The organism is Pseudomonas sp. LBUM1668, from assembly GCF_059695715.1.
Genome location: NZ_CP166787.1, coordinates 5,770,480 through 5,795,257, shown reverse-complemented (window position 1 = coordinate 5,795,257; position 24,778 = coordinate 5,770,480). Strand labels below are relative to the sequence as shown.

The following is a 24,778-nucleotide window of genomic DNA, read 5'->3' as shown; positions in this document are numbered from 1 at the left end:
GTTGACGAAATGGGCCGGCATTTTAACAGGCTCAGCGATTTGTGCTGCTCTGTCCGACTTGTGACGCACCACGCGATTCAAATTTGCCGGTTTTGTTACTTTCACGCAGGATGCATGGTGATTTTGCGGCTAATGTTCTCGTTCGTGACACACATTTCGGTTTTTGATAACCGTTGTCATTTGGACATTGGTCTGCGCAACGGCATAATGCCCGCCGCCCACATCATTGCAGAGTCTAGGGAGTCAGCTTGACTACGCCTGTCGAACCCTTGCGTTTGCTGTTACTGGCCGAAGAGCCAGCGTGGACAGCGTTATTGCGCGAGTGTCTGGCGCCAATGGGGAGCGCGGCGGTACTGATCAGCGCGCCGAGCTGGGAGTCGGTCAGCCGTTTGTTCGAAGACAACCGCAACGCGGTGTTGTTGACCCTTCCTGCATTGCAACCGGCACCGGGCCGTTGCAGTCTGCCGACGGTGTTGTTGCTGGAGCACGAACCGGTCAGCGCGCCCGTTGGCGTCAGCGACTGGCTGGTGTTCGATGCCCTCGATGCCGGCATGCTCCGTCGATGCCTGCGCCACGTACGCGAACGCGGCGTACTGGAAAACACTCTGCAACGCCTCGCCGAACAGGATCCGTTGACCGGTATCGCCAACCGTCAGGGCTTCCAGACCTTGCTCGCCGCGCGCCTCGCGGAAAACGACGGTCGTGGCCTGGCCCTCGGGCATCTTGATCTCGACAACTTCCGTCACGCCAACGATGCCTTAGGCCATCAGGCTGGCGACCGCTTGATCCTGCAAGTCGTTGCGCGGTTGAAAAGTCAGCTGGAGGCCGGTGATCAACTGGCGCGCCTGGGTAGCGACGAATTCGCCCTGCTGATCGACACCCGCCGCGCGCCGCAACGCGCCGAGTGGATGGCCGAACGCATCACCGAAGCCCTGGCCGAACCCTACTGGGTCGACGGCGAAAGCCTGTTGATCGGTTCCAGCCTCGGTATCGCCCATGCCCGCGCGCAGGGTGGCGCCGACCCGCTGATGTGGCATGCGCACATCGCCATGCAGCAGGCGAAAAGCACGCAGGGCTGCACCTTTCATATCTTCAACGAACGCATCAACCGCAACGCGCGGAGCATGGCCGACCTCGAAAGCGAACTGCGCCGGGCCTTGCGTCGCGATGAGCTGGAGCTGCATTACCAGCCGCGCCTGAATATCGCAGACGGCCAGATCGTCGGCCTCGAAGCCTTGGTGCGTTGGCGCCATGGTGAACGTGGTCTGCTGCCACCCAGTGAATTCGTGCCGCTGGCCGAGCAGAGTGGCTTGATCGTGCCGCTGGGCTACTGGGTGATCTCCAGGGCCCTGCGCGATATGCAGGCCTTGCGCGAGCGCGGTTTGCCGGCGCTGCACATGGCGATCAATCTGTCGTTCCGTCAGTTTCAGGACAGCCAGTTGCTGCCGACGCTCAGCCGTTTGATCGCCGAACGTGGCGTCGAGGCGCAGTGGCTGGAATTTGAACTGACCGAAACCGCAGTGATGCGCCGCAGTGACCTGGTCAAACAGACCATGGACGCCCTCGGCCGCCTCGGTGTGCGCTTCTCGCTGGACGACTTCGGCACCGGTTTTTCATCGTTCGTGCACCTCAACAGCCTGCCGATTACGTTGCTGAAGATCGACAAGAGCTTCGTCGGTGGCATGGAACAGCGCGAAGAGAACCGCAAACTAGTGCACGCGATGATCAACCTCGCGCACAACCTGCATCTGGAAGTGGTGGCTGAAGGCGTGGAAACCCCGGAGCAGCTTGAACTGTTGCGCGGGTTTGGTTGCGATCAGGTGCAGGGGTATCTGATCAGCAAGCCGTTGCCGTTGGCGGAGTTGGTTGAGTATTTGACGTTTGGATCGAGTCAGCAGGTATCTGTGGAGGCCGTTTAAAAGATCGCAGCCTGCGGCAGCTCCTACACCGACTCATGTAGGAGCTGCCGCAGGCTGCGATCTTTTGATCTTAATCTGCACCAACTGCTTCGAAACGCTGTGTAGCTGGCTCAAGCCGAATCATCCGCTTCATCTTCCACTCGAACGCCAGCGTCAGACTCACTGCCGCACACGCCAGCCCCAGCGCCAAACCCCACCAGACACCCGTCGGCCCCCAGTTCAGGTGGAACGCCATCCACCACGCCGCCGGCGCACCGATCAGCCAATAGCAGCCGAGTCCGACCAGGAACGTGGTCTTCGCATCCTTGAGCCCACGAATGCAGCCCATGGCAATCGTCTGCGTACCGTCGAACAGCTCGAACCACGCCGCTACCGCCAGCAGGCTCACCGCCAGTTGGATCACCTGGGCAAATGCCGGATCGTTATGGTCGAGAAACAAGCCGATCAACTGATCCGGCAGTAACCAGAACACCATCGCAAAACCCAGCATCGCCACTGCACCGAAGACGATACCGACTCGCCCGGACATTCGCGCATCGACCAATTGCCCGGCGCCGTAATGCTGGCCGACACGCATGGTGATGGCGTACGACATCCCCGCCGGCACCATGAATGCCACCGACACGATCTGCAAAGCAATCTGATGGGCGCCCAGTTGCGTACTGCCCATGGTGCCCATGCACAGCGCGGCGAAGGCGAACAACCCGACTTCCACCGCGTAGGTGCCGCCAATCGGCAGACCGAGGCGCCACAGCTCCTTGAGGTATTGCCGATTAGGCCGCGACAGCCCTGCGCGCAACGGATAAGCGTCGTACGCCGGATGCCGATGAATATGCCAGGCCAAGGCCAGCGCCATGCAGTTGGCAACGATCGCCGTGACCAGGCCGATGCCCATCAAGCCCAGTTTCGGCAGGCCGAACATGCCGGTGATCAGCGCGTAATTGAGCAGGAAGTTGGCCACGGTGCCGATCAGGCTGATGACCATGACCGGCGTCGCCCGGCCGATGGCACTGGTGAAGCCGCGCAGGGCCATGAAGCTCAGGTAGCCGGGCAGGGCGAACGGCAGGGCAATCAGGAATTGCCCGGCGGCATTGACGTTGGTTTCAGTCTGGCCGAACAGCAGCAACACCGGTTTCAGATTCCACAACAGCAGCCCTGCGGCGAGCGCCATCAGCCACGCCAGCCACAACCCGGCCTGGGTCAGGCGTGCGGCGCCAATGATGTCGCCGGCGCCCTTGCGGATCGCAACCAGCGTGCCGACCGCCGCAATCACGCCAATGCAGAAAATCGACACGAACGAGTAAGTCGCAGCGCCAAGGCCACCGCCGGCCAGCGCCTCAGGGCTCAGGCGCGCCATCATCAAAGTGTCAGTCAGCACCATCAACATGTGCGCCAACTGTGAGGCAATCAACGGCCCCGCCAGCCGCAGAATGGCCCAGAGTTCTGTACGCACAGGATGTTGCATGGTCATCACCACCCATCGATAGAGGGAACAAGAGAGCGTCGATTCTCGGCGCTTGGAAGGGATTGCACAAAGGGATAAAAAGGATGGGTGGCATGATTAAAACTCATCCTGAAAAGATTCTGTTAAGTTGGCCGCATCCCGCTACAGGAGCTTTATGCATGTCCCGTCGACTTCCTCCGTTGTATGCCCTGCGCGCATTTGAAGCGGCGGCGAGGCATAGCTCATTCACTCGCGCAGCCGAAGAGCTGTCGATCACCCAGAGTGCGGTGAGTCGGCACATTCGAACGCTTGAGGATCATTTCGCCTGTCGACTGTTTCATCGCAGCGGACGCAATTTGCAACTGACCGAAGCGGCGCGCCTGCTGTTGCCGGGCATTCGCGAAGGCTTCACAGCGCTGGAGCGCGCCTGCAACACCTTGCGCGCCGAGGACGACATCCTGCGCATGAAGGCGCCGTCGACCCTGACCATGCGCTGGTTGCTGGCGCGCCTGAGCCGCTTCCGGCATCTGCAGCCGGGTAACGAAGTGCAGTTGACCAGTGCGTGGATGGACGTCGACTCGGTAGACTTTAACGATGAGCCGTTCGATTGCGCGGTGTTGCTCAGCGACGGCCATTTTCCGCCGGACTGGGAGACCAGCCTGTTGTTTCCCGAGGAACTGATTCCCGTTGGCGCGCCCAACCTGCTGCACGATCAACCTTGGGACGTGGCGCGACTTGCTGCCGCCGAGTTGCTCCATCCAACCCCGGATCGCCGCGATTGGCGCAGTTGGCTGGAGCACATGGGTTTGGCCGACCAGGTGTCGCTCAAGGGCGGACAGGTGTTCGATACGCTGGAGTTGGGGATGATCGCCGCGGCGCGCGGTTACGGCGTGTCGATGGGCGATTTGTTGATGGTGGCCGAAGATGTGGCGCAAGGGCGCTTGAGCCTGCCGTGGCCGACGGCTGTCGCCAGCGGCCTGAATTACTACCTGGTGTGGCCCAAAACCCGTCCGGGAGGTGAACGTTTGCGTCGTCTCAGCGACTTCCTGCAAGGCGAGGTCCGCGCTATGGAACTGCCGGCAGTCGCGCGCTTGAGCTGAAACGTTAGAGCCGTCACAATGCCGGCCTTGTGCCATAACCCTGCTATTCGCTCAAGTATTCGGTTTTACCGCCGACTATGAGCAGGTGGAACTGTCGTGCCGGTTTCACGATTCACCCCCATTATTAAAAAATTTCCGAGCATGGCTGCGATCAAGGAGGATCCGGTAGCTCGGCCAGGAGCTGTCCATGTCTCAACCTCGCGCTCGGATCGCCTCGCAGCTGGGCCTCGCGCTCGCTGTGATACTGGCGATTGTCATCAGCGGCAGTACAGTTTTTGCTCTGCGTTCGCTCGATACTGCCAACCTCGCCACCCGTGAAGAGCATTTGGCCAGTGAGGCGCGGCTGCTGGCCGACCAATTGAGCACCTTCCACGGCACGTTGCGTGAAAGCACTCAGCGCTTGAGCGGGTTGTTCGAGAAACGCTTCATCGCCGGTTTGAGCATTCACCCGAGTGAGCCGGTAACGGTTGCCGGTACCCAGACCCCGGGTCTGCACCTGGGCAGCGAAGTGTTGAACAACAACTTCATGGAAGTCGACGAGTTCACACAAATGACCGCGGGCGTTGCCACACTGTTTGTGCGCAGCGGCGAAGACTTCGTGCGGGTCAGCACCTCCCTGACCAAACAGGATGGCAGCCGCGCCATCGGCACCTTGCTCGATCATGCGCATCCGGCCTATGCGAAGCTGATGGCGGGGCAAAGCTACGTCGGCCGGGCGTTGCTCTTTGATCGTTCTTACATGACCCAGTACACCCCGGTGCGCGATGGCAGCGGCAAGGTGATTGCGGTGCTGTTCGTCGGTTTCGATTACACCGACGCGCAGAACGCGCAGTTCGACAACCTCAAGCGCTTCCGCATCGGTCAGACCGGTTCGTTGGCCCTGCTGGATGAACAGAACAAATGGCTGGTTGCGCCAGCAGGTGTGCAAGCCCTGGATCAAGCGATCCCGGTGATCGGCGGCATGTCCAAAACGCCGGGCAAAGGCCATTTCTGGAGCGACAAGTCTGAAGACTTCTACAGCGTTTCGGTGCCCTTCGACGGCGGGCCGTGGGCGGTAGTGGCGAGCATGCCGAAAACCGAGATTCGTGCAGTGACCTGGAGTGTAGGCACGCAATTGGCCATTGGCAGTTTGCTGGCGATGTTGCTGGCGGTTGGCTCTGTGGTTTGGTTGCTGCGCAGCAAATTGGCGCCGTTGGGTGACCTGGTACGTCAGGCCGAGGCCTTGGGTGCGGGTGATCTGAGCGTGCGTCTGAACGTGTCGAGTAACGATGAAATCGGTCAGCTGTCTCGCGCTTTCAATCAGATGAGCCAGGCACTGTCGACCATGGTCGAGCACATCCGCCGCGCCTCGGAAGAGGTCAACAGTCGTGCCCAGGCGCTGTCCGGTTTGTCCGGCGGCGCGTACGAAGGCATGGAGCAGCAGTCCGGCGAAATCACCAGCATGGCCGGCGCGGTTGAAGAGTTCAGCGCGACGTCGCTGGACATCGCCGACAACATGGGGGCGACCCAGCGCCTGGCGCAGGAAAATGCTCAGCAGACGCAGATCGGACGCAGCTCGATGGAAGAAGCTTCTTCTTCTCTGGAGCAAATTGCCGGCGCCCTGAACAGTACCGCGACAGTGATCAATACACTCGGCCAGCGCTCCCAGGAAATTGGCGGCATCGTTGGCGTGATTACCTCGATTGCCGAACAAACCAACCTGCTGGCACTCAACGCTGCGATTGAAGCGGCCCGTGCCGGTGAACAAGGTCGCGGCTTCGCCGTGGTGGCTGATGAAGTGCGCAGCCTGGCCTCGCGCACCCGTCAGGCGACGGATGAAATTTCCAGCATGATTCACAGCATCCAGCAGGAAACCGGCAACGCGATCAGCACCATGGAGCAGGGCAACGTGCTGATGCAGGAAGGCTTGTCGCGTAACGCCAATGTTGCTTCGGCACTGGCGCGCATCGACGAGCAGAGCCGCTCGGCGGGGCAGCAGTTTGCGGCGATCACGACCGCGACCCAAGAGCAGAGCAGTACGGCGACGTTGCTCAGCAGCAACCTGCAAAGCATTGCATTGGCTAACAGTGAGCAGCGTGAGGTGGTTTCGAACCTCGCGGTAACGGCCAAAGAGCTGGAGAAGCTGGCGGCGGATCTGCGTTCCGAGGTTGATCGCTTCCGTTGATGCGCCACTGAAATAGTAATCGCGGGCAAGCCCGCTCCCACAGGTATATCGGGTGTGCGCAAAAATTGTGTTCGCCCTTGAGCCCTGTGGGAGCGGGCTTGCCCGCGATTGCATCACCGCTGATCGCGGATTCATTGCAGCGCTATCACTGCTTTTACACTTGCTGAAACGTTTCCGCAGCGCTATAAAAATGGCACAACTCCAATAAAGGCTGCTGCCATGACCCCGCTCAAACTTGTCGCCGCACTCGGCGCACTGTCCGCTGCCTCCCACGCAATGGCATGGGATTACGTCCTCCTAGATACTGACAAACCTGCGCAAAACTGGACCGTCACCAGTGAACAGCTCGGCGTGAAAACCGAAAAGCCGTTTTCTGTGAGCTTGCGAACCTTGCATGGTGGGCGGCAGGAAGGCGTCAGTATTGTCGACATCGATAACGGCACGATGAAACTCTCGGTGGTGCCAACCCGTGGCATGAATGTCCTGCACGCTTCCGTTGGCAGCGTGCGAATGGGCTGGGATTCGCCGGTCAAGGATGTGGTCAACCCGGCATTCATTGAGCTCAATGGGCGCGGTGGTCTGGGCTGGCTGGAAGGTTTCAACGAGTTGGTGACCCGCTGTGGTTACGAATGGGTCGGACATCCCGGCATGGACAATGGTGAGCTGCTGACCCTGCACGGACGCGCCGCCAACATCCCGGCCAGTACTGTCACGCTGCACATCGATGAAAAACCACCCTACGCCATCAGTTTGCGCGGCGAGCTGAAAGAGCAGGCGTTCAAGAAAGTCGACTTTTCGGTTGTCACTGAACTGGTCACCGTGCCTGGCAGCGTGCGCTTCGCACTCAACGATACGTTGACCAACAACGGCGACTATCCAAAGGAATATCAGGCGCTGTATCACAGCAACTTCAGTACGCCATTCCTCGAGCAGGGCGCACGCTTTGCTGCACCGGTAAAACAGGTGTCGCCTTTCAACGACAAGGCCAAGGGCGATTTGCCCGACTGGCAGACCTACCGCGCCCCGACCAAGGATTACGACGAAACCGTCTACAACGTCGTGCCCTATGCGGATGCCAAAGGCGAAACCCTGACTGTTCTGCATAACAAGGCGGGCAGCCTCGGTGTTTCTGTTGGCTTCAATACCCAGCAGTTGCCAGTGTTTTCCCTGTGGAAAAATACTGACACCCAAGGGCAGGGCTATGTCACGGGACTGGAGCCGGGCACCAGTTTTTCCTACAACCGCCGCTATCAGCGTCCGCTGAATCTGGTGCCGACCATTGCGCCCAAGGAACACAAACAGTTCCAGATCAGCTACAGCCTGCTCCCGGACAAAGGGGCTGTGGATAACGCGTTGAAGCGCGTGACCGAGATTCAGGCCGGACGCGAAACTGAAGTGCGGCAGATGCCGCTGGTTGATCTGACCGAGCATTAAGGCGTCGCCGGCCGGTATTGCAGCGCTTCGGCCAGGTGCTCACGTCTGATTGCATCGACTTGCTCGAGGTCTGCCAGTGTCCGGGCAACCTTGAGTAACCGATGTGCCGAGCGAAGCGATAAAGTCAGCCTTTCACAGGCTGACTCCAGCCAGGTTTCGTCGGTTGTGGATAACTTGCAGTGCCTTTTCAGTCCAGGCAAGTCCAGAAATGCATTGGCGCAGCCTTGACGCTTTTGCTGTCGTTCACGAGCGTCGGCTACCAAAGCCGCCGCGCTGGCGCTGTCCTCTCCCGGTTTCACTTGCGGATTCAACGCCGTCGCTTCCCGCGCCACCGTCAGGTGCAAATCGATCCGGTCCAGTAACGGCCCCGAGAGCTTGTTGCGATAGCGCTGCACCATGTCCGGCGTGCACGAACACTTGCCACTCGGCTCGCCAAGATATCCACAGGGACATGGATTCATCGCCGCCACCAACTGAAACCGCGCCGGGAAACGCACGCGATCCTTGGCGCGGGCAATCACGATATGCCCGGACTCCAGCGGCTCGCGCAGCACCTCCAGCACCTTGCGATCAAACTCCGGCAGTTCGTCGAGAAACAGCACGCCGTGGTGGGCGAGGGTGATCTCGCCGGGTTGTGGTTTCGAACTGCCGCCGACCAGTGCCGGGCCGGATGCTGAGTGATGCGGCTGGCGAAAGGGGCGCTGCGGCCAATGGGTCAGTGGCACGCCGCTGGCGACCGATTGAATCGCCGCCACCTCAAGCGCTTCGCATTCGGACAACGGTGGCAGCAAACCCGGCAGTCGACTGGCCAGCAGCGTCTTGCCCGTCCCCGGCGGCCCGCTGAACAACAGGTTATGCGCACCTGCTGCAGCAATCAGCAGCGCTCGTTTGGCGGCCATCTGCCCTTGTACTTCATTGAGATCGGGATAGGGTCTGGCGGCATGGATCAAACCGTCCGATACGTAGGGCTCCACCGGCGTATGCCCATTGAAATGCGCCACCGCTTCCAGCAAATGATCAACCGCATACACCTTCAACCCCGACGCCAGGCAGGCCTCCTCGGCATTCGCCCGCGGCACCACCAGTGCCCGTCCGGCCTTGCGCGCCGCCAACGCTGCCGGCAACACGCCGCGTACCGGCCGCACCGCGCCGGATAACGCCAGTTCGCCGAGGCACTCCACATCATCCAGCGTCAGACACGGCACCTGCACACTCGCCGACAGAATCCCCAAGGCAATGGCCAGATCAAACCGCCCGCCATCCTTGGGTAAGTCTGCCGGCGCCAGATTCAAGGTGATTCGGCGCGCCGGAAACTGCAGCCCGGAATTGATGATCGCGCTGCGGACCCGGTCCTTGCTCTCCTTCACCGCCGCTTCGGGCAGGCCGACCATGGTCAGGGAGGGCAGACCGTTTGCGAGATGAACTTCGACGGTGACGGCGGGAGCATCCACGCCAATCTGGGCGCGGCTGTGGACGATGGAGAGGGACATGGTCGTTCCTTGAGCTGAATCGGGGAGCCGCTTCCTGCGGGTTTTTGAAGGGTAGTCGGGAGAAGTCGTTTCAGCAGGGAGGTGTACAGGGCAACGTTTCGCAGAATGTTGCAGGAGCGAGTCGAGATATTCTGAACCAGAACTGCAAGCAGAATTAGCGATTATTACTGTAGGAAATGTCGATCTTTTAAGTGCGAGCGAAGGAGCGTGAGTAGGCCATTTCCGAAAGCTTTGAGGGAACACCGAAAGCGCGGGATGCCTTGTTGGATTCTATCGACTTCACGAATAAGCTTGAGATTAATGCATAACGTTAAGCTTTAAACTATGATCGTTAGCTTTAGATGTTCTGAAACCGAATACCTGTTCTGCAGCGGTAAAACCCGTTTCTGGTCAGCCATATTGAGTGTGGCGGAACGTAAGCTGACGATGCTTGATGCGGCAGCTGTATTAGCTGATCTGCGATCTCCTCCGGGAAATCGACTCGAAGCCCTGGATGGGAATCGGAAGGGGCAATACAGCATTCGGATCAACGCCCAATGGCGCATTTGCTTCGTTTGGGGCCTTAACGGACCAGAGGATGTCGAAATCGTCGATTATCACTGAGGTGACTATGACTAAGAATGGTATGCGTCCGGTACATCCTGGCGAGATCCTCAAAGAGGAGTACCTGGAGCCTCTGAACCTGACAGCTGCTGCGCTGGCGAGAGCATTGAGTGTATCCACTCCGACGGTGAACGACATCGTTCTACAGCGTAGAGGTGTCAGCGCTGATATGGCACTCAGACTGTCCTACTGTCTGGGCACCACTCCAGAGTTTTGGCTGAACCTGCAATCGACTTACGATTTGCGCAAAGCGGAAATTGAAAGAGGTGCTTCTATCCGTGATCAGGTGGAGCGGCTCGCACATTGCGCGTAATTATTTAGACCTAGCAGTGAAGTCATGCGTGACTGAATGGAATTATGAATTCTGAACAAGTGTTGCAAATCAAGGCGCTCATCGGAGCCGACCCAGTGCGCATGAGCATATTGAGTCTGGTGCAATCCCTTGGATTACCTGATTGCTGGGTAGGCGCAGGGTTTCTGCGTAGCGCGGTTTGGGATCACTTGCACCAGCGTGTTCACTCGCCACTGTCTTCGGACATAGATGTCATCTGGTTCGATCCGGGGCGGGCCACTGTTCAGTCAGACACTGAACTGGAAGCATGTTTGCGAAACATGGATGCGTCATACAACTGGTCAGTAAAGAACCAGGCGCGCATGCATCTGCGAAATTCTGATACGCCATATACCAGCGCAATTGATGCCATCAGGTTCTGGCCGGAGACAGCCACGGCAATTGCCATCAGGCTCGACTCGCAAGGCGCTCTGGAGGTCGCAGCGCCGCTTGGTTTGGAGGATCTGTTTCGGCTTGTTGTTCGACCTACAGGAAGGTTCCAGATCGACAAACGGGAAATCTATCTGGAACGCATTCAGGGGAAAGACTGGCCTCGCACTTGGCCAAACCTGAAGTTTACCGAGTAAACGCCTTTTCTTTGATCAAAAGATCGCAGCCTTCGGCAGCTCCTACAGGGGGATTTAGTGTTACTCGGCGGGCGGCGTCAGCTTCGCTTCCATCTCGGCAACTTTCGCTTCGAGACTTTCGAGGCGGGCACGAGTGCGGGCCAGCACGACCATCTGGCTATCAAACTCTTCCCGGCTCACCAGATCGAGTTTGCTGAAGGCACTTTGCAGCAGCATCTTGAACTGGCTTTCGATTTCGGCTTTTGGCAGGGGCGTGTCGCCGTTGAACAGGCGGGAAGCGGTGCCGCTCAGGGCGTCGAGGAAGTCTTTGGGCGCGAGCATGGGAAATGTCCTGGAAACAATGGCCGGCAGTGTATCACGCAGTGTCTATAGTCAATCTCGTCGCCAGGGATGCACGCTTTTCGCGCAGGCGGACGGACGGCGACGCACCGTTGTTGTGCGTATCCGCTAAGCGTTTTGCACGCGAGTGCTTGCGGTAGCGGCCAAGGGATTGAAATCAGAGGTTTTTGCCGAGATGGCAAGGTTTCTGCTTAGTCACTCTTGACCCATGCACTGATGCAGTCGCTGTGACGAATGCAGTGCGGCAGACGAAGCGGGGAGTTTCGTCAGCAGCGGTTAGCTGGCGTCAGTCGGGCAGGTATGGCCGACGATGCGTTACAAAGCCAGGCACTGCGCTTAGACTTGAGTCGGGTTTGTTTTCCTGGGGCAAGTCCACCAATTCGGGAGAGAGTTTTCATGAAGCTAGTCACTGCCATCATCAAGCCGTTCAAGTTGGACGACGTGCGCGAGTCGCTGTCCGAAATCGGCGTGCAGGGCATTACCGTTACTGAAGTCAAAGGCTTCGGCCGGCAGAAGGGTCACACCGAGCTGTATCGCGGCGCGGAATATGTGGTCGATTTTCTGCCCAAGGTGAAAATCGACGTGGCCATCGACGACAAGGATCTGGATCGGGTTATCGAAGCGATAACCAAGGCGGCCAACACCGGCAAGATCGGTGACGGCAAGATCTTCGTGGTCAATCTGGAACAGGCGATTCGCATCCGTACCGGCGAAACCGATACCGACGCGATTTAAAAGCCGCCACAAACCCAACGCCCCAGGAGAAAACAATATGACTCTGCGTAAATTCGCAGGGCTAGGAGCCCTGTTGTCCATCGTAATGCCAAGCCTTGCAATGGCGGCAGACGAAGTGGCGGCCCCAGTCCTCAATTCCGGCGACACTGCCTGGATGCTCACCTCGACGGCCCTCGTGCTGTTCATGACCATTCCCGGCCTGGCGCTGTTCTACGGCGGCATGGTTCGCTCGAAAAACATTCTTTCCGTGTTGATGCAGTGCTTCGCCATTACCGGTCTGATCAGCATCCTGTGGGTCATTTATGGCTACAGCATTGCGTTCGACACCACCGGCATGGAGCAGGGCGTCGTCAACTTCAACTCGTTCTTCGGCGGCATGGGCAAGGCGTTCCTCGCCGGTGTCACGCCTTCGAGTATTACCGGTCCTGCGGCGCTGTTCCCTGAGGCGGTGTTCATCACCTTCCAGATGACCTTCGCGATCATCACTCCGGCGTTGATCGTCGGTGCGTTCGCCGAGCGGATGAAGTTCTCCGCGATGCTGATCTTCATGGGCATCTGGTTCACTCTGGTGTATGCGCCGATCGCGCACATGGTCTGGTCCGGTAACGGCGGCCTGATGTGGGACTGGGGCGTACTCGACTTCGCGGGCGGCACCGTGGTGCACATCAACGCCGGTGTGGCCGGTCTGATTGCCTGCCTGGTATTGGGCAAGCGCAAAGGCTTCCCGACCACCCCGATGGCTCCGCACAATCTCGGTTACACCCTGATGGGCGCGGCGATGCTGTGGGTCGGCTGGTTCGGCTTCAACGCCGGTTCTGCTGCGGCGGCCAACGGCACCGCTGGCATGGCGATGCTGGTCACCCAGATCGCGACCGCTGCTGCTGCACTGGGCTGGATGTTTGCCGAGTGGGTCACTCACGGTAAGCCAAGCGCACTGGGCATTGCTTCGGGTGTGGTTGCCGGTCTTGTGGCGATCACGCCGGCTGCCGGCACCGTCGGCCCGATGGGCGCACTGGTGATTGGTTTGGCGGCAGGCGTGGTGTGCTTCTTCTGCGCCACTACCCTGAAACGCAAACTCGGTTACGACGACTCCCTGGATGCCTTCGGCGTGCACGGTATCGGCGGTATCCTCGGCGCGATCCTCACCGGTGTTTTCGCAGCGCCTGCCCTGGGTGGCTTCGGCACTGTCACCGACATCGGTGCGCAAGTGTGGATTCAGATCAAAGGCGTCGGCTTCACGGTCATCTACACCGCGATCGTCACCTACGTCATCCTCAAGGTCCTGGACGCCGTAATGGGTCTGCGTGTGACCGAGGAAGAAGAGTCGGTTGGCCTCGATCTGGCACAACACAACGAACGCGGCTACAACTTGTAAGTACGCGCAGTAAAAAAATTGCCCGGCTTGCCGGGCATTTTTTTGTCCGGGATTTGTCGTTAAAGGAACAGCTGAAAGGATTTTTCGTACGCCTTTAGTCGTGTTTACGACGAGCGTTTTTCTACGGCCAAAGGCTTACATCATTGCAGGAATATTAGGGCCTTTGTTTTTTCCCAGAGCGCGCTAGAATGCGCCCCGAACGTGCGGAGAACTGTATGTGGCAACAGACTCTGATTACCCTGCGGGCAAGGCCCCGGGGCTTTCATCTGGTAACGGACGAGTTGATTCATGGCTTGCCTGAACTCAGGGAGTGTCGGGTCGGTCTGTTGCATTTGTGGCTGCAGCACACCTCGGCATCGTTGACCATCAACGAGAACGCCGATCCGGCGGTCCGTCGCGACTTCGAACGATTTTTCAATCGTCTGATCCCACAAGGAACAGACGGCTATGAGCATAACGACGAAGGCCTGGACGACCTCCCGGCGCACTTCAAGGCCAGCGTGCTTGGCTGCCAGATCAGTCTGCCGGTTTCGGCAGGTCGATTGGCACTGGGTACCTGGCAAGGTGTTTATCTGGGCGAGCACCGTGATCACGGCGGTGCTCGTAAAGTCCTCGCCACCTTGCACGGTGAAGGGGCATAGCCGCTGGTCAGCAGCGGCGAACGATTTTTTAACGGCGACTTCGACAGTTGCCAAAGCTGGTCTATAACTAATCTGCTTTTCGCAAGTCATGAGGTAGAACATGAGCGACGATGATCTGGAAAACGACGACCTCGAAGTAGGCGACGAAGACGAGGCCGAGGAAGGCCTGGAAGCAGCAGCGGAAGACGTTGCTGACGACGATGGCGGCGAAGATACGCCGGCCCCGGCTGCCAAAGGCAAAGCCAAGGCTGCGGTGTCGGTAGACGATTTGCCGAGCATTGAAGCCAAGAACAAGGAGCGCGATGCCCTGGCCAAGGCCATGGAAGAGTTCCTGTCGCGAGGCGGAAAAGTGCAGGAAGTGGAGGCCAATGTGGTCGCCGATCCGCCCAAGAAGCCGGACAACAAGTACGGCAGCCGCCCTATCTGAGGCGTGCCGCTTGCTTGCTGAAAAAGCCCGCCGTCGCTGCGGGCTTTTTCATGCCTTTAGAAAATGCACGACCGCTGCGGTCACTGTGGCGAGGGGATTTATCCCCGATCGGTTGCGCAGCAGCCGTGAAGTCAGCTTGCGCGGTGTCTCAGGACTGTTGCGTGTGCTGCATTTGGGGCCGCTTCGCAGCCCATCGGGGATAAATCCCCTCGCCACAAAAAGGCGGTTGTGTATCAGATGGATGTGGCATTCCAGCGGGCAAGCACCGCGGGTAGGTCAGTCAGGCTGCGAATCTCGGCATCCGGCAAGCGCTCCGCTTCCCAAACTTTGCCCGCCGGGTTGAACCACACCGCGCGCAACCCTGCCTCCTGCGCCCCGGCAATGTCATCGCCCGGATGATCGCCAATATGCACCGCGGCTTCGGCGCTCACGCCGCCGCGCTGCAACGCCTCGTGAAACAGTCGCGCATCCGGTTTGGCGATGCCGATGTCTTCGGCGCAGAGGGCAAACTTGAAGTAATCCGCCAGCCCCAATCGACGCACGTCGGCGTTGCCATTGGTGACCACGCCCAAGGCGTAATGGTTGGCGAGAATTTCCAGCACCGGTTCGACTTCGGGGAACACCTCGATCTGATGCCGCGCATGCAAGAACACTTCAAAACTCTTGTCCGCCAGCTCCGACGCTTCGCCATGGGCGTAACCCGCCTCTTCCAAGGCGTGGAACAACACCCGCCGGCGCAACGCACTGATGCGGTGTTTGAGGCCCGGTTCATTAGCCAGCACCCGCTCGCGGATCGACCACAAATGCTCCACTGGCACCGCGCCCAAATTCGGCGCGTGTTCGCTCAGCCATTCGCGCAATACGGCTTCGGCACTGACAATCACCGGGGCGGTGTGCCAAAGGGTGTCATCGAGGTCGAAGGTGATCAACTGGATGCTCATGAATCATCGCCTTTCATGCGTTTGGCCCGTGGGTGGGCGTTGTCGTAGACCGCCGCCAAGTGCTGGAAGTCCAGATGGGTGTAGATCTGCGTGGTCTTGATATCCGAGTGGCCGAGCAGCTCCTGCACCGCGCGCAGGTCCTGCGAGGATTCCAGCAAGTGGCTGGCGAACGAATGCCGCAGCATGTGCGGGTGCAGGTTCTGCCCCAGTTCACGCTCGCCGGCCAGTTTGACCCGCACCTGAATGGCTCGCGGACCGAGGCGTCGACCTTGCTGGCTGACGAAAACGGCGTCATCTGCCGGGTTGGTCATGGCCCGCAGCGGCAGCCATTGTTCGAGGGCTTCGCGGGCCTTTCTGCCGACCGGCAGCAGACGGGTTTTGCTGCCCTTGCCGAGCACCTGAACCATGCCGTCGGCGAGGTCGAGCTGATCGAGATTGAGCCCGGTCAGCTCCGACAAACGCAGGCCGGAGGAATAGAACAACTCCAGAATTGCCTGATCACGTCGCGCAAGAAAATCATCCTCGACCGCGCCCTCCAGCAGTTGCAGCGCACGGTCGGTGTCGAGGGTTTTCGGCAGGCGACGTTCACCTTTCGGTGGCGCGAGGCCGGTGGCCGGATCGTGATCGCAGAGGCCTTCGCGGTTCAGATAGTGGTAGAGCCCGCGCACTGCCGAGAGCAAGCGGGCGAGGCTGCGTGAGGACTGGCCCTGGGCATGCAGGCGCGCGATCAGGCTGCGCAGGCGCTGGATGTCCAGCGCGGCCCAACTGCCGATGTTCTGTTTGACGCACCAGCCGAGGACTTTATCGAGGTCGCGGCGGTAGGCCGACAGCGTGTGCGGCGACACCTGTCGCTCACTGCGCAGGTGTTCGCAGTAAGCGTCCAGTTGTCGTTCCATGGTCAGCGTACCGAGCGCAGCGAGCTGTTGACCCGTGGCAGCACGCGGCCCATGACTTCGGCGATGTAGCTGAGGAACAGCGTGCCGACCGAGCTCTTGTAGTGCTGCGGATCACGGCTGGCGATGGCCAGAATGCCGTGAATGCCCTGATGACTGATGGCGACCACGGCGGTGGAGCCGATCTGTTTGCGTTGTTCTTCGCCGAACAGAAAGTCCAGCTCATGCTCACGCAAGGTGCCACTGACGCTTTTACCTTCGGTGAGCAGGCCGCCGATCGCGACTTGTGCATCAGCGTGAGTGACCCAGCGGCCGACCGGTGCCGGGTTGTCGCCGAGCAGGATCAGGCTGACGAAGGGCACCTGGAAATCCTGACGCAGGCTGTCTTCGACGCTGATGACTAGGTCTTCCAGACTGGTCGCGTCCATCAGGGCGAGGATCAGTCGACGGGTCTTGTCGAACAGGCGATCGTTGTCGCGGGCGACGTCCATCAATTGCGAGAGGCGATGACGCATCTCGATGTTGCGTTCGCGCAGGATGGTCATCTGCCGCTCGACCAGCGATACGGTATCGCCACGTCGGTGGGGAATGCGCATGGCTGGCAGCAGTTCTTCGTGCTCGACGAAAAACTCCGGATGAGCCTCCAGGTATGCGGCAACCGCTGCCGCCTCCAGGCTCTCGGACGCTGATTCGTCGGACTGTCGGGCGGGTACCTGAGGCTTATCGGTCATGGCTTTTGCTCACTCAAAGACGCACTTGTCCTTCATATACACGCACTGCCGGACCGGTCATCAGCACCGGTTGGCCAGGGCCTGCCCATTCAATGGACAGACGCCCGCCAGGCAGGTCGATCAATAGCGGCGAATCCATCCACCCCTGACTGATTGCAGCGACGGCCGCCGCACAGGCGCCGGTGCCGCAGGCCTGGGTTTCCCCGGCGCCACGTTCCCAGACGCGCAGTTGTGCACGGTTACGGTCGATGATCTGGATAAAACCGACATTGACCCGCGCCGGGAAGCGCGGGTGGTGCTCGATTTTCGGCCCCAATTCATGCACCGGAGCGCTGTTGATGTCCTGCACGCGCAACACGGCATGCGGGTTGCCCATCGACACGGCGGCCAGCTCGACCGTGGTGCCGTCGACTTCCAACTGATAGCTCAGGGCCTGCGCCGATGCTTCAAACGGAATGTCCGCTGGCACCAGGCGCGGGGCGCCCATGTTCACGCCGATCTGGCCGTCGTTACGCACGTCCAGCTCGATGATGCCGCCCTTGGTCTCGACGCGGATCTGCCGTTTGGCAGTCAGACGCTTGTCGAGCACAAAACGCGCAAAGCAGCGTGCACCGTTGCCGCACTGCTCAACTTCCGAGCCATCGGAGTTGAAGATCCGATAGCGGAAATCGACGTCCGGATTGCTCGGCGCTTCGACGATCAGCAACTGGTCAAAACCGATGCCGGTGTGTCGATCGCCCCATTGCTTGGCGTGCTTGGGCTGAATATGCGCGTGCTGGCTGACCAGGTCGAGAACCATGAAGTCATTGCCCAAGCCGTGCATTTTAGTAAAACGCAGCAGCATGGGTTACTCCGGCAGCAGGCTTTCGCCGGCAAACAGCTCGGCCACGGTTTCGCGGCGACGCACTTCAAATACTTGATCACCGTCCACCAGCACTTCGGCCGCACGGCCGCGAGTGTTGTAGTTGGAGCTCATGACGAAACCGTAGGCGCCGGCCGAATGCACCGCCAGCAGGTCGCCTTCGGCCAGGGCCAGCTCGCGATCCTTGGCGAGGAAGTCGCCGGTTTCGCAGATCGGGCCAACAACGTCGTACATGCGCGCGGCGGTGTCGCGTGGTTTGACCGCCGTGACGTCCATCCACGCCTGATACAGCGCCGGGCGAATCAGGTCGTTCATCGCCGCGTCGACGATGGCGAAATCTTTGTGTTCGGTGTGCTTGAGGTACTCGACCTGAGTCAGCAACACGCCGGCGTTGGCGACAATGAAGCGGCCCGGTTCGAACACCAATGCCAGATCACGACCGTCCAGACGTTCGCGCACGGCTTTGATGTAGTCGGCAGCCATTGGCGGCTCTTCGTCGCGATAACGCACGCCCAAACCACCACCGAGATCGATGTGGCGCAGGTGAATGCCGCAATCGCCAAGACGGTCGACCAGATCCAGCAAGCGGTCGAGTGCATCAAGGAACGGTGGCAGCGTGGTCAGTTGCGAACCGATGTGGCAGTCGACACCAACCACTTCCAGGTTCGGCAAGTGCGCAGCGCGCACATACACGTCTTCGGCGTCGGCGATGGCGATGCCGAACTTGTTCTCTTTGAGACCGGTGGAAATGTACGGGTGGGTGCCAGCATCGACGTCCGGGTTCACACGCAGCGAAACCGGTGCGCGAACACCCAGTTCGGCGGCGACGACTTGCAGGCGTTCCAGCTCGTCGGTGGATTCGACGTTGAAGCAGTGCACGCCGACTTCCAGCGCACGGCGCATGTCGTCACGGGTCTTGCCGACGCCGGAGAACACGATCTTGTCGGCGCTACCGCCAGCGGCCAGTACGCGTTCCAGCTCGCCACGGGAAACGATGTCGAAACCGGCGCCGAGACGGGCCAGGACATTCAGCACGCCGAGGTTGGAGTTGGCTTTGACGGCGTAGCACACCAGGTGCGGCATGCCGGCCAGCGCATCGGCGTAGGCCAGATACTGGGCTTCGATGTGTGCGCGCGAGTAAACGTAGGTCGGTGTGCCGAAGCGGTCGGCGATGGCGGACAACGCCACACCTTCCGCGAACAGCTCCCCGCCACGGTAGTTAAAAGCGTCCATGGCGATCCCTTAGTAAACGTCGTGCTTGTGTGCTTTGGAAGCAGGCTGCTTTTGCGACGACTGGGCTTGCTCGGCCGGGTCCTGACTGTCGTCGGGCAGATAAAGCGGGCCTTTTTGACCGCAGGCCGAGACAAGGCAGGCAACCGCGACGAGCGCAGCAAGGGAAGAGATCAGGCGCTTCATGGCGAAATCCTTGAAAATACGTTAATTGCGCCGGAGTATACCGGCCACCCGGCAGCTTGCCTATGCGACGGGCCTCCCGTCCGGCGGGGCTGATTGGTTACACACAAAACCCTGTGGGAGCGGGCTTGCCCGCGATAGCGGTGGTTCAGTCGCCATCGATGGTGAATTTGCCGGCCTCATCGCTGGCAAGCCAGCTCTCACAGGGGCGGTGCAGGCACTTGGTCGTTATCCTTTGCAATCAGCCAGCAGCGTCCGTATCTTGCGGCGCTTGAGCCTGATCAGACATTTTTTGAGGTTGCCACAATGAGTTTGTCCGAAGCCCGTTTCCACGATCTGGTCGATGACACCCAGGAAAAACTGGAAGACATCTTTGACGAGAGCGATCTGGATATCGATCTGGAAAGTTCGGCCGGTGTGCTGACCGTCAAGTTCGAAAACGGCTCGCAGCTGATCTTCAGCCGTCAGGAGCCGCTGCGTCAGCTGTGGCTGGCGGCCGTCTCGGGTGGTTTCCACTTCGATTACGACGAAGAAAGCGAGCGCTGGATGTGTGACAAGAGCGAAGAGCAGTTGGGCGAGATGCTTGAACGCATCGTCAAGCAGCAGGCTGGCGCCGAATTCGATTTCGAAGGCCTGTGATTCGTGACTGACACCGCCCCCGTTCGTCCGCCCAAGCCGCTCTACAGCAATATCAGCCCGGCGGTGCCTTCGCCGTGCAGCGGCGTGTGTCGGCTGGACGAACAAAAGGTCTGCCTCGGCTGCTTCCGGCATGTTGAAGATATTCGTGAGTGGCGCTCTGCGGATGATGAGCGGCGGCGAGTGATCGTTACCCAAGCCGCTGCACGCAAATCCCAAGCCTGACCCGGTCCTGTGGTGAGGGGATTTATCCCCGACAGACTGCGCAGCAGTCTCAAAAGCTTGGGGCCGCTGCGCGACCCATCGGGGATAAATCCCCTCACCACAGGGTTTTTGTTCAGCCTGTGGGCATGGCTTGTATATTTTTTGAGCTGTGATAGTGTCCGGGAACGCCTCAACCCATCGAGGCCTGGTGAAAACCCCGCCTTTTTTGGCGGGGTTTTTTGCTTTTTTTGCGCAGAAGAAAGGAGTCTGCCCGGATCATGACCGCACCTTCCATCACCCTTACCCGTCTGGACGTTCAACGTCTGGAGCGCCTGATCGACAGCCTGGATGACACGCTGCCGGGCGTGATTGCGTTGCAAACCGAACTGGACCGCGCCGACACCCTCGTCAGCCACGATGAAGTGCCTGCCGATGTCGTGACGATGAATTCCCGCGTGCACTGCCGCGAAGAAGGCAGTGGCAAGGATTACCATCTGACGCTGGTCTATCCCAAGGATGCCAATGCCGATGAAGGCAAGATTTCGATTCTCGCACCGGTCGGCAGCGCGCTGCTGGGCCTGAAGGTTGGTCAGCACATCGACTGGCCGGCTCCGGGCGGCAAGACCCTGAAACTGACCCTGCTTGAAGTCGAATCGCAACCGGCCAACGGTGGCGCGTTTCCCGAGTAAATTCACTCAGACCTGTTCGAGTGCCTCGTTCAGGGCGCGCTCTAGGTCAGCCTTGTAGCGTAGATACAGATTGCTTGAGCTTTGCCCGTCACCGAGCAGGCCGGACAGGTCCAGGTCGGTGATGTAGCAACGATAGCGTTCGGTCTCACGGCGCTGCCCGACGATCTCCCGGGCGACCACGCTGAACAGCTGGTCGCCGTGTTCCAGCTCGCTGAACTCCCGTTGATTGCAATACAGCGTGACCTGCACTTCCCCCGGTGCGGCTTTGCCGATGATCGCCTGCACGTCGTAGAACGGTTTGTTGGCTGGCGTCTGCGGCATTGGCCGCGCTTCGACGCGCCGTGCCCGTCCCTGGCCTGAAGGCAATAACTGGTAATACAGGATTTCGAGGCTGGCCGAGGGAGCGGCCTCCATCGGCAGCAGCGCCTCGCGCCGATACTGGATCGATTGCAGGAAACGTTGCAGCGGCGCCAGCAGGCTTTGCTCGTCGTGATACGGCAAGTGCTGCTGCCACAGCGCATTGAATTCGTCCAGAACGCAGACCTCGGCGTGCTGCTCGGTGATCCGGTAGAACACCTGAATGCATTCCGGCTGGCCCATCGGCAGGATCAGCGCAAGGTCGTGATCTTCCAGTGCCATCGGATCAAGGTGCAGCGGGCTGTAGCGCGCCTGCTCCTCGCCAAGGTAATCGAGCAGTGCCGGCAGGGTGGCGAGCGCGACGTGGTTGACCTGTCCGGGCACCAGCTCCAGCACGTGATAGTGCTGTTGCACCTGAATCAGGTAGCGGTGATTCAATTCGCTGAGCAGCAGGTTCTGCGCGGTGTCGACGATTTCTTCCACGCGCCGGGCGATGAACTGCGCGCGGTTATGGCAGAAACAGCGCACCTTCAGCGACGGCTGTAACGGCCCGCGCGGCAAATTGTTGAGGTAGTCGCGCAGGCAATCGAGCAGGGCGTGAGGTCCGTCGAAGCGGTTGACCAGCACTTCATTCCAGCTGTTGAGCGTGACCTGATCGAGGGTCAGCACGAGGTTCTCGCGCACGCCGGCATAGCTCAGCGAGTCGGTGCGCTCGGTGGTCATGAGGATGTTGAGGTCGCGGTGATGCTTGAGCGGATCGACGCCGACGTTCACCAGCATCAGCACTTCGCCGGGCACGGCGGCGCGCAGCAGCCGCTCTTCGGCAACGGTGGGCAAGGGCAGGGCGATGCACTGTTGCAGGCTGCCGAGCAGGTTGAACAGCTCGAACTCGCTCAAGTCGCTGTTGCCGGGATGCAGGGCCAGGCGGGTGCTGCTGTCGATCACGCCGTTGCGGTGGCACCAGGTCAACAGTTCCAACAGCTCGCGGCTGCGTTTGATCGGCGCGAAATGTTCCCACTCATGCGCCGTGAGGCTGCCGTTGTACAGGCCCCACTGAGTTTGTCCCGGTTCCTTCTTGTTGCGCGATTGCACCAGGGTCAGGGTGTCTTCGGCCAGATCCGGAGCGATGCCGGGGTTGATAAACTCGACCTTGTCGGCCTTGCGCTCGAATGCCGCGTACAACCTGCGGCCCAGCACGTTGAGATCGCGCTTGTTGATCAGGCTGACGGTCTGCTCGGTGCGGGCGAACTGGGTCAGGAAGCGATAGCTGTAATTGAGTTCGTTGACCAGCGCGCGGCGTTCGGCGCTGACCTGCCGGACTTTCCACTGGCTGCGGCTGTCGAGCAGGGCAAGTTGCCGCTGATCCCAGTGCCATTCGTTGGCCAGTCGTTCCAGCAGCGAGCGTTGCCAGCTCTGCGTGCGGCTGTTGCCCGTGAGCTTGCGATTGACCTTGAGGTACAGCGCTCGTCGCACCAGCTCCAGACGTTCCGGTTCGTTGCGAGCGATGAGGTATTCCTCGATGCGCCGATACACGACCATGTAAGGGTCCAGTTCATCCAGATCGAGCTGATTGGCGAACACGGCTTTTTTGAAGCGCAGGCTCAGGCACCGCACCTGCGGATGTTCGCTGGCATAAACCTCGGTCAGCAGCAGTTTGAGCACCGATTTGTAAGGCGACTCGATGCCCTTGAACAACTGCCACAGCCCGGCGCCGATGAACTCACCCGGTGGAATCGTCGCCAGATGCCCAAGGTCGAGGGTTTCGTCGGCGCGGATAAAACGCTTGGACAGCAGCGTGTGGGTGTAGCTGTCGTAGGTCGTTTCTTCGTATACCGGCACCAGCCACCAGATTGGCGTGCGCCCGGCCAGCCAGATCGCGGTGCGATAAAACTCGTCGAGCAGCAGGTAGTGCTGAGTGCTGCCGCAGTTTTCGGAGCTGAGCTGGGTGTCGCGCTCACCTTTGACGAAACGCACCGGGTCGATCAAAAAGAAATGCGCCTCGGCGCCCTGGCTCGCGGCCCAGGTTTCGAGGAGCTGGCATTTCTTGCCCAGTTCAGCGAGCTCGTTTTCGCTCAGGTCCGGCGCGTGACACACCCACACATCCATGTCGCTTTGATCGGCCTGGGCCAGGGTGCCGAGACTGCCCATCAGGAACAGACCATGAATCGGTCGCGGCGGATTGCTGCCGTGGCGCGGCTTGTAGGAGAACGAACGGGTCAGGCGCTGGGCTTCTGCGAGGGTATTGGTGTCCGGCTCGTAATTCGACAGGCCGGCCGGCGTACTGCCCGAGACGTAACCCGGCAGCAGCGGATGGTTGACGTGAAAGAACAGCGGCAGCAGCGTCAGCACACTTTGCTGGCGCGTCGACAAGCCTTCCAGTGCGCGGCCCAGTCGACCTTCGTTGAGTTTGAGGAAACGCGCGCGCAGTTGGCTGAGTACCTTGCGGTCGATTCCTTCGTCCAGGTCGGGGCGGATTTCATGGGTGCGCGTCATGTCAGCTCAAACCGGCTCGCAGGCTCGGACGTAGAGGGTCTCGGAAGAGGGGCAGTTTAGCCTTTGCGCGGCGGGAGTTTTAAGCTGAATTTGTTTTTTGACGCCAGATTTCTATCGTGAGGTGACCAAGTGGGCCCGCGGAAATCCCGTGGCAGGAGTTCCCGTGGGCAAAGTCGGGGAGGATCAGGCGGTTTCTTGCTCGTTCAGGATCGTCAGTAAGGTTTGCACATTCTGCGCGGCATCACGCCCCAGGCTGGTCAGATATCCGCCATCGGGCTGATCGGTCAGCTCTTTCTCGAAAAGGCGTTTGGCGGCGGCAATGTGTTTCGGGGCAGCGGTTTGATGAATTTTCAAACCTTCCTGGGAACTGTCCAGGTTGAAGAGTGCGAGGACTTCCAGTTCGGCAACCAACTCAGGGGTAAGCGACATAAGGACTCCAGACTTTCTAGGAATTGGAACGCAGCGCCCCTAAGGTGAACCTGCCGGCGCGGACTGTCCAGTGTGCGCGTCAGGGTTTTTGTCTGGGGGCGGATTCCAGTGTAGTCCGCATAAAAAAGATCGCAGCCTTCGGCAGCTCCTACAGGAGAGTGTAGGAGCTGCCGAAGGCTCGGGCCGCGATCGGACGATCTTTTGATCTTAAGACTTTTCCGGTGGCAACTCTGGCAGCGCACGCAGTGCTGCTTCATACCATGCGGTATCGAATGGGCGATCTTCATCCAGCATCGCGTCAATCTCGTAAGCCAGCACATGCGCCATCAGATTGAGGATTTCTTCGCGTTCAACGCCGACCAGGGTCAGCTTGTTGAGCGTAGCCTTGGCCGCAGGCGGGTTGTCGCTTTCGATCTGGTTCTCGATCGCTTCGATCAGCGTGCTCTCGGTGAACTCTTCTTCGTCGTTATCGATGTCTGTCGGCTCGCTCATGGCAGGCTCCTCAAGGAAAGGCGCCAGTTTACCCGCATTCAGCGGCGTG

The 24,778-nt window shown here is 59.9% G+C and carries 26 protein-coding genes; 14 read left to right on the top strand and 12 right to left on the bottom strand.

The window, feature by feature from the left end:
• Positions 1 to 248 precede the first annotated feature (248 nt).
• The gene (locus ACA061_RS26205; protein ID WP_497300281.1) at positions 249 to 1,919 is read left to right on the top strand and encodes a putative bifunctional diguanylate cyclase/phosphodiesterase; all 1,671 of its coding nucleotides are present in this window, start codon (positions 249 to 251) and stop codon (positions 1,917 to 1,919) included.
• 70 nt (positions 1,920 to 1,989) lie between these two features.
• Here ACA061_RS26205 and ACA061_RS26200 read toward each other — a convergent pair whose 3' ends face one another.
• Complete coding sequence (locus ACA061_RS26200; RefSeq protein ID WP_497300280.1) at positions 1,990 to 3,384, bottom strand: NorM family multidrug efflux MATE transporter; 1,395 nt, start codon at positions 3,382 to 3,384, stop codon at positions 1,990 to 1,992.
• 158 nt (positions 3,385 to 3,542) lie between these two features.
• Between ACA061_RS26200 and ACA061_RS26195 the strand changes: the two genes are divergently transcribed.
• From ACA061_RS26195 to ACA061_RS26185, 3 genes are all read left to right on the top strand, one after another.
• Complete coding sequence (locus tag ACA061_RS26195) at positions 3,543 to 4,463, top strand: LysR substrate-binding domain-containing protein (RefSeq protein WP_150604811.1); 921 nt, start codon at positions 3,543 to 3,545, stop codon at positions 4,461 to 4,463.
• Between the two features lie 187 nt (positions 4,464 to 4,650).
• Positions 4,651 to 6,627 carry a methyl-accepting chemotaxis protein gene (locus ACA061_RS26190; RefSeq protein WP_150616844.1) on the top strand — a complete coding sequence of 659 codons (1,977 nt, stop codon included), beginning with the start codon at positions 4,651 to 4,653 and terminating at the stop codon, positions 6,625 to 6,627.
• Between the two features lie 219 nt (positions 6,628 to 6,846).
• Entirely contained in the window at positions 6,847 to 8,061 is a 1,215-nt protein-coding gene (locus ACA061_RS26185) for an aldose 1-epimerase family protein (RefSeq protein WP_150604809.1), read from the top strand.
• On the opposite strand, the gene ACA061_RS26180 is transcribed toward ACA061_RS26185, so the two are convergent.
• Positions 8,058 to 9,551 (bottom strand): YifB family Mg chelatase-like AAA ATPase, encoded by a 1,494-nt coding sequence (locus ACA061_RS26180; RefSeq protein WP_497300279.1) that lies wholly within the window; start codon positions 9,549 to 9,551, stop codon positions 8,058 to 8,060. The two genes, ACA061_RS26185 and ACA061_RS26180, sit on opposite strands and share 4 nt — an antisense overlap.
• A 324-nt stretch (positions 9,552 to 9,875) precedes the next feature.
• Between ACA061_RS26180 and ACA061_RS26175 the strand changes: the two genes are divergently transcribed.
• From ACA061_RS26175 to ACA061_RS26165, 3 genes are read left to right on the top strand one after another with little or no spacing between them, the layout of a single operon-like run.
• A complete protein-coding gene (locus ACA061_RS26175; RefSeq protein WP_123532696.1) occupies positions 9,876 to 10,154 on the top strand; it encodes a type II toxin-antitoxin system RelE/ParE family toxin in 279 nt (92 codons plus the stop codon).
• A gap of 7 nt (positions 10,155 to 10,161) precedes the next feature.
• On the top strand, positions 10,162 to 10,467 hold the full coding sequence (locus ACA061_RS26170) for a HigA family addiction module antitoxin (protein ID WP_210553383.1): 306 nt from the start codon (positions 10,162 to 10,164) through the stop codon (positions 10,465 to 10,467).
• Positions 10,468 to 10,511: 44 nt separating this feature from the next.
• Positions 10,512 to 11,072 carry a nucleotidyltransferase family protein gene (locus ACA061_RS26165; protein ID WP_210553384.1) on the top strand — a complete coding sequence of 187 codons (561 nt, stop codon included), beginning with the start codon at positions 10,512 to 10,514 and terminating at the stop codon, positions 11,070 to 11,072.
• 60 nt (positions 11,073 to 11,132) lie between these two features.
• Here the strand turns inward: ACA061_RS26165 and ACA061_RS26160 are convergent, their stop codons facing one another.
• A complete protein-coding gene (locus ACA061_RS26160) occupies positions 11,133 to 11,393 on the bottom strand; it encodes an accessory factor UbiK family protein (protein ID WP_008086041.1) in 261 nt (86 codons plus the stop codon).
• A 414-nt stretch (positions 11,394 to 11,807) separates the two neighbouring features.
• On the opposite strand from ACA061_RS26160, the gene glnK reads away from it, so the two are divergent.
• From glnK to sutA, 4 genes are all read left to right on the top strand, one after another.
• Positions 11,808 to 12,146, top strand: coding sequence for a P-II family nitrogen regulator (gene glnK, locus ACA061_RS26155; RefSeq protein WP_002555808.1), 339 nt, complete (start codon positions 11,808 to 11,810; stop codon positions 12,144 to 12,146).
• 37 nt (positions 12,147 to 12,183) lie between these two features.
• Complete coding sequence (locus ACA061_RS26150) at positions 12,184 to 13,521, top strand: ammonium transporter (RefSeq protein WP_150604805.1); 1,338 nt, start codon at positions 12,184 to 12,186, stop codon at positions 13,519 to 13,521.
• Between the two features lie 215 nt (positions 13,522 to 13,736).
• On the top strand, positions 13,737 to 14,162 hold the full coding sequence (locus tag ACA061_RS26145) for a secondary thiamine-phosphate synthase enzyme YjbQ (protein ID WP_150593475.1): 426 nt from the start codon (positions 13,737 to 13,739) through the stop codon (positions 14,160 to 14,162).
• 100 nt (positions 14,163 to 14,262) lie between these two features.
• On the top strand, positions 14,263 to 14,589 hold the full coding sequence (sutA, locus tag ACA061_RS26140) for a dormancy-specific transcriptional regulator SutA (protein ID WP_042561721.1): 327 nt from the start codon (positions 14,263 to 14,265) through the stop codon (positions 14,587 to 14,589).
• A 233-nt stretch (positions 14,590 to 14,822) separates the two neighbouring features.
• Here sutA and ACA061_RS26135 read toward each other — a convergent pair whose 3' ends face one another.
• The 6 genes from ACA061_RS26135 to lptM are packed head-to-tail and all read right to left on the bottom strand — an operon-like array spanning position 14,823 to position 19,432.
• Positions 14,823 to 15,530 (bottom strand): HAD family hydrolase, encoded by a 708-nt coding sequence (locus tag ACA061_RS26135; protein ID WP_150604804.1) that lies wholly within the window; start codon positions 15,528 to 15,530, stop codon positions 14,823 to 14,825.
• Positions 15,527 to 16,426 (bottom strand): tyrosine recombinase XerC, encoded by a 900-nt coding sequence (gene xerC, locus ACA061_RS26130; RefSeq protein ID WP_497300278.1) that lies wholly within the window; start codon positions 16,424 to 16,426, stop codon positions 15,527 to 15,529. Before xerC ends, ACA061_RS26135 begins: the two co-directional genes overlap by 4 nt.
• A gap of 2 nt (positions 16,427 to 16,428) precedes the next feature.
• On the bottom strand, positions 16,429 to 17,154 hold the full coding sequence (locus ACA061_RS26125; RefSeq protein ID WP_150604803.1) for a DUF484 family protein: 726 nt from the start codon (positions 17,152 to 17,154) through the stop codon (positions 16,429 to 16,431).
• 13 nt (positions 17,155 to 17,167) lie between these two features.
• Positions 17,168 to 17,998: a diaminopimelate epimerase gene (gene dapF, locus ACA061_RS26120; protein WP_150604802.1), complete on the bottom strand. Its 831-nt coding sequence runs from the start codon at positions 17,996 to 17,998 to the stop codon at positions 17,168 to 17,170.
• Positions 17,999 to 18,001: 3 nt separating this feature from the next.
• On the bottom strand, positions 18,002 to 19,249 hold the full coding sequence (gene lysA / locus ACA061_RS26115; RefSeq protein ID WP_150616838.1) for a diaminopimelate decarboxylase: 1,248 nt from the start codon (positions 19,247 to 19,249) through the stop codon (positions 18,002 to 18,004).
• Positions 19,250 to 19,258: 9 nt separating this feature from the next.
• Complete coding sequence (gene lptM, locus ACA061_RS26110) at positions 19,259 to 19,432, bottom strand: LPS translocon maturation chaperone LptM (protein WP_150616837.1); 174 nt, start codon at positions 19,430 to 19,432, stop codon at positions 19,259 to 19,261.
• A 303-nt stretch (positions 19,433 to 19,735) separates the two neighbouring features.
• Here lptM and cyaY point away from each other — a divergent pair, with 303 nt between their 5' ends.
• The 3 genes from cyaY (at position 19,736) to rnk (ending at position 20,958) form a co-directional block, all read left to right on the top strand.
• Positions 19,736 to 20,068: an iron donor protein CyaY gene (gene cyaY / locus ACA061_RS26105; RefSeq protein WP_042561714.1), complete on the top strand. Its 333-nt coding sequence runs from the start codon at positions 19,736 to 19,738 to the stop codon at positions 20,066 to 20,068.
• A gap of 3 nt (positions 20,069 to 20,071) precedes the next feature.
• Entirely contained in the window at positions 20,072 to 20,290 is a 219-nt protein-coding gene (locus ACA061_RS26100; protein WP_150604800.1) for a DUF1289 domain-containing protein, read from the top strand.
• Between the two features lie 257 nt (positions 20,291 to 20,547).
• Positions 20,548 to 20,958, top strand: a complete 411-nt coding sequence (rnk, locus tag ACA061_RS26095; RefSeq protein ID WP_042561713.1) for a nucleoside diphosphate kinase regulator — start codon at positions 20,548 to 20,550, stop codon at positions 20,956 to 20,958.
• 6 nt (positions 20,959 to 20,964) lie between these two features.
• Here rnk and ACA061_RS26090 read toward each other — a convergent pair whose 3' ends face one another.
• The 3 genes from ACA061_RS26090 to ACA061_RS26080 all read right to left on the bottom strand — a co-directional run bounded on the left by ACA061_RS26090 (position 20,965) and on the right by ACA061_RS26080 (position 24,729).
• Positions 20,965 to 23,808, bottom strand: coding sequence for a class I adenylate cyclase (locus ACA061_RS26090; protein ID WP_497300277.1), 2,844 nt, complete (start codon positions 23,806 to 23,808; stop codon positions 20,965 to 20,967).
• A 183-nt stretch (positions 23,809 to 23,991) separates the two neighbouring features.
• Positions 23,992 to 24,237, bottom strand: a complete 246-nt coding sequence (locus tag ACA061_RS26085) for a TIGR02647 family protein (RefSeq protein WP_150604798.1) — start codon at positions 24,235 to 24,237, stop codon at positions 23,992 to 23,994.
• A 207-nt stretch (positions 24,238 to 24,444) separates the two neighbouring features.
• Positions 24,445 to 24,729: a hypothetical protein gene (locus ACA061_RS26080; RefSeq protein WP_150604797.1), complete on the bottom strand. Its 285-nt coding sequence runs from the start codon at positions 24,727 to 24,729 to the stop codon at positions 24,445 to 24,447.
• Positions 24,730 to 24,778 lie beyond the last annotated feature (49 nt).